The sequence below is a fragment of the Streptomyces sp. NRRL S-495 genome (assembly GCF_000966955.1).
GTDB classification, from domain to species: Bacteria; Actinomycetota; Actinomycetes; order Streptomycetales; family Streptomycetaceae; genus Kitasatospora; species Kitasatospora purpeofusca.
In genome coordinates this window covers 1-5,828 of the sequence record NZ_JZWY01000971.1, presented here as the reverse complement: position 1 = coordinate 5,828, position 5,828 = coordinate 1, and the positions used below count along the sequence as shown (strand labels likewise).

General features: G+C 75.9%; 3 protein-coding genes. 2 read left to right on the top strand and 1 reads right to left on the bottom strand.

What is annotated here, in order from left to right:
* Positions 1 to 710 (bottom strand): type VII secretion integral membrane protein EccD (gene eccD / locus VR45_RS37350; RefSeq protein ID WP_045944389.1); only part of this gene is annotated, 710 nt, incomplete at its 3' end.
* 311 nt (positions 711 to 1,021) lie between these two features.
* Between eccD and VR45_RS37345 the strand changes: the two genes are divergently transcribed.
* Both VR45_RS37345 and VR45_RS37340 read left to right on the top strand, forming a co-directional pair.
* On the top strand, positions 1,022 to 5,083 hold the full coding sequence (locus VR45_RS37345; RefSeq protein ID WP_045944390.1) for a type VII secretion protein EccC: 4,062 nt from the start codon (positions 1,022 to 1,024) through the stop codon (positions 5,081 to 5,083).
* A gap of 81 nt (positions 5,084 to 5,164) precedes the next feature.
* Positions 5,165 to 5,828, top strand: a 664-nt coding sequence (locus tag VR45_RS37340; RefSeq protein ID WP_045944388.1) for a hypothetical protein, incomplete at its 3' end; no start/stop codon positions are given.

Below are 5,828 nucleotides of genomic sequence, written 5' to 3'. Positions count from 1 at the left end.
AGCGTGGCCGCCACCAGCAGCCCGGCGAAGAACGGCCCGGACCGGACCAGCGCCAGCGCCAGCACGGTCGCGCCGACCCCCGCCGAACCGCCCGCCAGCAGCCGGGCCGGGCCGGTGACCCCGGGCACCAGGGCGGCGGCGGCCGCGGCGTGGGCCACCCCGGCGGCGGCCAGCGCCGTGCCGGCCGCCGAGTCGCCGATCATCCGGGTCGCCGCCGTGCCCCCGGCCAGCAGCAGCAGCGCCACCACCGCGGCGGCGGCGCAGCGGGGCGCCTCCGGGCCGGGCAGGGCGAGCAGCAGCAGCCCGCCGGCCAGGGTGACCAGGGCGAGGACGAGCGCGAGCCGGCGGGTGACGGCGGGCCGCCAGGAGTCGCCGCGGGCGGCGGTGCCGGTGCGGACGCCGTCCACCAGGTCGTCGAAGTGCACCTCGGGCAGCGCGTCCTGGCCCGGGCGCAGGAAGATCTCCTCGCCGTCGGCGAGCCCCAGCTCCTCCAGGGTGCGCTCCTCGTCGAGGGGCGCGCCGCCGAGGCGCTGGAGGATCCAGCCGGAGTGCTCGGTGCCGCTCTCCGTGACGTCGGTGCCGGCGTAGCCGAGCACCGCCGGCAGCAGGTCGGCGAGGACGACGTCGCCGGGGAGGGCGAGTTCGAAGGCGGTCCCGGGGGCGCGGAACCTCAGCCGGACCAGCCCTGTCGCCACCGTGCTGCTGCTCACCTGTCGCGTCCTCCTGTGGAATCTGCCTGCCCGCTCTCCCGTCACAGGTACGGACGGCGGTGGCCGGAAGGTTCACCGGGCGGGCCACCGGGCGGTCGGTCCGACGCTTCCGCCGGCGGGTCACCGGGCCGGCGGGCGCGGTGAACCGGCGGGGCCCCGCGGGCCGTAGGCCCGAGTGCGGCGTGGTCCGCGGGCGGCACGGCCCGGGCCGCCGGACCCCCCGTCACCGGCGGCGCCCCGGGCGCCGCGAGAGGAGAGCCCCGTTGAGCGTGGTCCTGGTCGATCGTCCGCCCCGGCGCCCCGGACCGGCGATGCCGGACGGCGAGCTCCAGTTGCAGGAGCCGCCGGTCCTTCCGGAGCAGCAGAGCGGCATGTCCAACATGATCGCCATGGCGCCGATGGCGCTGAGCTCGCTCTCGATGGTGATGATCTTCCTCAACCCGCAGTCCGGCGGCGGGCCGCTCACCTATGTGGCGATGGGCATGATGGGCCTGTCCGCCGTCGGCATGCTGGTGACCCAGCTGATCCGCGGCGCCAGCGACCGCAAGCGCCAGCTGCGCGGCGAGCGCCGCGACTACCTGCGCTACCTCTCCCAGGTGCGCCGCCAGGTCCGCCGCCACATCGTCAACCAGCGCCTCGCCCTGGCCTGGCGCCACCCCGACCCGGCCGCGCTCGCCTCCCTGGTGCGCACCTCGCGGCTGTGGGAGCGGCGCGCCGCCCACCCCGACTTCGGCGATGTGCGGATCGCCACCGGCTCCCAGCGGCTGGCGGTCAAACTGGCCCCGCTGGCCACCCAGCCGGTGGAGGACCTCGAACCGCTCTGCGCGCACGCGCTGCGCCGCTTCATCCACGCCTACGGCTCGATCGCCGACCAGCCGATCGCCGTCCACGTCCGCGGTTACGCCCACGTCCTGCTGCGCTGCGAGCACCCGGCGCCGGAGCCCGCGGCCGACCCGGCGGACGGCGAGGACCCGGTACCCCCCGCGCCCCCCGGCGCGGAGCCCGCCGAGGCCGCCGACCCCGCTCCGGCCCGGGCGCTGGCCCGGGCGATGATCGCCCAGCTCGCGTTCTTCCACGCCCCGGACGAGCTGCGGATCGCGGCCGCCGTCTCCCCCGCGCAGCGCGCGGAATGGGCCTGGCTGAAGTGGCTGCCGCACTCCCTGCACCCCACCGAGACGGACGGCGCCGGGCCGGTGCGCCTGGTCGCCGACTCGCTGCTGGAGCTGGAGCAACTGCTGGGTCCGGAGTTCGCCGACCGGCCGCCGTTCGAGCCGGAGACCCAGCCCGGCCGGGACGAGCCGTTCACCCTGATCGTCCTGGACGGGGTGAAGCTGCCCAGCGGCAGCCGCGCCCTGCTGGCCGGCTACCGCAACGCCGTGCTGCTGGACGTCTCCGGCGCGGTGGAGTGGAAGCACGCGCCGTTCCGGATGCGGCTGCGGATCACCGGGGACCAACTGGACCTCGTCACCGCCGACCGCAACCGGCGCGACGAGATCACCGCGCTCGGCCGCCCGGACGCCCTGGGCGTCGCGGCCGCCCGGCGCTACGCCACCACCATCTCCCCGTACCGGCTGGGCGACGCGATGGACGTCTCCGAGCCGCTCAGCACCGACTTCGACCTGACCTCGCTGCTCGGCATCAACGACCTGTACCAGCACGACATCGCCCGCAGCTGGGCGGAGCGCCCGCGCGGCAAGCGGCTGCGGGTGCCGATCGGCGTCGGCGCGGACGGCAAGCCGGTGGAGCTCGACATCAAGGAGTCCGCGCAGGGCGGGATGGGCCCGCACGGCATGCTGATCGGCGCCACCGGCTCCGGCAAGTCCGAGCTGCTGCGCACCCTGGTGCTGGCCCTCGCGCTCAGCCACTCCTCCGAGACGCTCAACTTCGTCCTCGTCGACTTCAAGGGCGGCGCGACCTTCCTCGGCCTGGACCAGCTGCCGCACACCTCCGCGGTGATCACCAACCTGGCCGACGAGGCCGCCCTGGTCGACCGGATGCGCGACGCCCTGCACGGCGAGATGAACCGCCGCCAGGAGCTGCTCCGCTCGGCCGGCAACTACAGCTCGCTGCTCGACTACGAGACCGCGCGGGCCGCCGGCACCCAGCTCGACCCGCTGCCGACGCTCTTCGTGGTGGTCGACGAGTTCAGCGAACTGCTCTCCGCGCACCGCGACTTCATGGACCTGTTCATCATGATCGGCCGGCTCGGCCGCTCCCTCGGCGTCCATCTGCTGCTCGCCTCGCAGCGGCTGGACGAGGGCCGGATGCACGCGCTGGAGTCCCACCTGTCCTACCGGGTCGGCCTGCGCACCTTCTCCGCCATGGAGAGCCGCGGCGTGCTCGGCGTGCCCGACGCCTACCAGCTGCCCTCCCAGCCCGGCAACGGCATCCTGCGCAGCGACATCGCCACCCTCACCCGGTTCAAGGCCGCGTACGTCTCCGGGCCCTACCGACGCCGGCGCGGCGCCGTCCAGCAGGCCGCCGTGGCCGGCCAGATCGTGGCCTACGGCACCGAGTACGTCGCCCCGCGCGACCCCGACCCGGAGGTGCTGGCCGCCGAGGAGGCCAGGGCGGCGACCGAGGAGGACGCCCCGAACCTGCTGGACCTGGCGGCCGCGCGGATGCTCGACGCCGGCCCGCCCGCCCACCAGGTCTGGCTTCCGCCGCTGGAAACCCCGCCCACCCTGGACGAGCTGCTGCCGCCGCTCACCCCCACCGCGCGGCACGGGCTGGCGCCCGACGGCCGCCCGGCCGTCGGCACCCTGACCGTGCCGGTGGGTGTGGTGGACCGCCCGTTCCAGCAGATGCGCGAGCTGCTCACCGCCGACCTGTCGGCCGCCGGCGGGCACGTCGGCATCGCGGGCGGCCCGCAGAGCGGCAAGAGCACCCTGCTGCGCACCCTGATCACCGGGCTGGCGCTCACCCACACGCCGCAGGAGGTCCAGTTCTACTGCCTGGACTTCGGCGGCGGCACGCTCTCCTCGCTCCGCGGCCTGCCGCACGTCGGCGGTGTCACCGGGCGCCACGACCCGGAGCGGGTCGGCCGCACCATCGCCGAGGTCAACGCCGTCATCGCGCGCCGCGAACTGCGCTTCGCCCAACTGGGCGTCGACTCCATGACGACCTTCCGCCGCCGCCGGGCCGCCGGCGACCCGGAGCTCGCCGACGACCGGCACGGCGACGTGTTCCTGGTCGTCGACGGCTGGGGCACCCTGCGCCAGGAGTTCGCGGACCTGGTGGCCGCACTGACCCCGATCGCCTCCCGGGGCCTCAACTACGGCGTGCACCTGGTCGTCGCGGCGGCCCGCTGGGGCGAGATGTCCACCGGCGTGCGCGACCAGTTCGGCACCCGGTTCGAGCTGCGGCTCGGCGACCCCATCGACTCCATGATCAATATGCGGGCCGCCGAGACCGTCCCGCACAGCCCCGGCCGGGGCCTCACCAAGGAACGGCTGCACTTCCTCACCGCCCTCCCCCGGATCGACGGCCAGGGCACCTCCGAGGACCTCGCCGACGGCATCGCGGACCTCGCCGACGCCCTCAACGAGCACTGGACCGGCCCGCGCGCGCCCGAGGTGCGGATGCTGCCGCTGCTGCTGGACGCCTCCTCGCTGCCCGCCCCCGAGGGCCGGCTGCGGATCGCCCTCGGCCTGGAGGACACCGCGATCTCGCCGCTCTGGCACGACTTCGAGGAGTCGCCGCACCTGCTGGTGGTCGGCGACAGCGAGAGCGGCAAGACCAACCTGCTGCGCCTGCTGGTCGACGGCATCACCTCCGCCTACACCCCGGCCGAGGCCCGGATCATGCTGGTCGACTTCCGGCGCGGGCTCTACGAGAGCGTCCCGGAGGAGTACCGGCTCGGCTACGCCGTCTCGGTGGACATCCTCAAGCAGGTCGTCACCGGCGCGGCCCGGGCCATGGAGGCCCGGCTGCCCGGCGAGGAGATCAGCCCGGCCCGGATGCGGCTGCGCGACTGGTGGACCGGACCGGAGCTGTTCGTGATCGTCGACGACTACGACCTCATCCCCGGCCAGATGGGCGCCGGCCCCTTCGGCCCGCTCCTCGAACACCTGGCGCAGGGCACCGAACTCGGCCTGCACCTGATCGTCGCCCGCTCCGCGAACGGCATCGGCCGCGCCTACAGCGACCAGCTGCTGCGCCGGCTCCAGGACGTCAACACACCCGTCACCCTGCTCTCCTGCCCGCCCAGCGAGGGCACCCTGTTCGGCAGCATCAAGCCGAGGGTGCTGCCGCCCGGCCGGGGCCTGCACATCACCCGGCGCCGGACGGTCCAGGTGCAGACCGGTCTGATGCCCGATCCGGAGCCGGAGCCCGAGCCGGCCGGGGCGGCGGACCCGTCGGCGCGGGCCTGACGGCCCTCCGGCAGCGCGCCCCACGGCCCCCGCCGGGCCCCCGGTGAACCGGGCGCCCGGCGGGGGCCGTAGTCCTGGACGATGAGCCTCTCCCGCACCGGTGCGCGCTCCGGCGACCCCGCACCCCCGGCCGAGCCCCGCCGCCGCTTCGGACTGCGGCGCGGGGCGCAGCGCGCGCTGCCCGCCGGGGACACTCCCGCCGCGCCCGGCCCCGCCGCGCCCCTCCCGGTGCCGGCACCCGCCCGCGCCGGGGAACCGGGCCCCTCGGTGCTCCGCGAGGTCGGCCCGCACTTCGTGATCGCCTCCGCCACCGCCCACCCGAACGAGCTGAAGGCCGCGATCGGCGCCCTGCGGCCCGTCCCCGACGCCGTCGTAGTGATCGCCGCCGCGCCGGACTCGGCCAAGGTCCTGCGCGACCGGATGACCGACCTCGGCGTGATCACCCGCGCCCGGGGCGCCACCCACCTGGTGCTCGCCGCCTCCGGACTGGCGGCCCTCGCCCCCAACGGCCGCCGCCCGGCCGAGGTGGTCGCCGAACGCTCCGGAGTGCCGGTCGTCGCCCCGGACGGCCTGGTGGACGGCCTGGTGGAGATCACCCCGGCCGGCCACCTCACCGTCAACGACCCCGAGGGCGCGGTCGCACGCTCCTCGTGGTGGCGGTGCGAACCCGGCGAGCAGCCCCGGCGGGTGGCCGGCACGATCGGCGCCGTCGCCCCCGTGGAGTCGCGGCGCACCCGGCCGACCG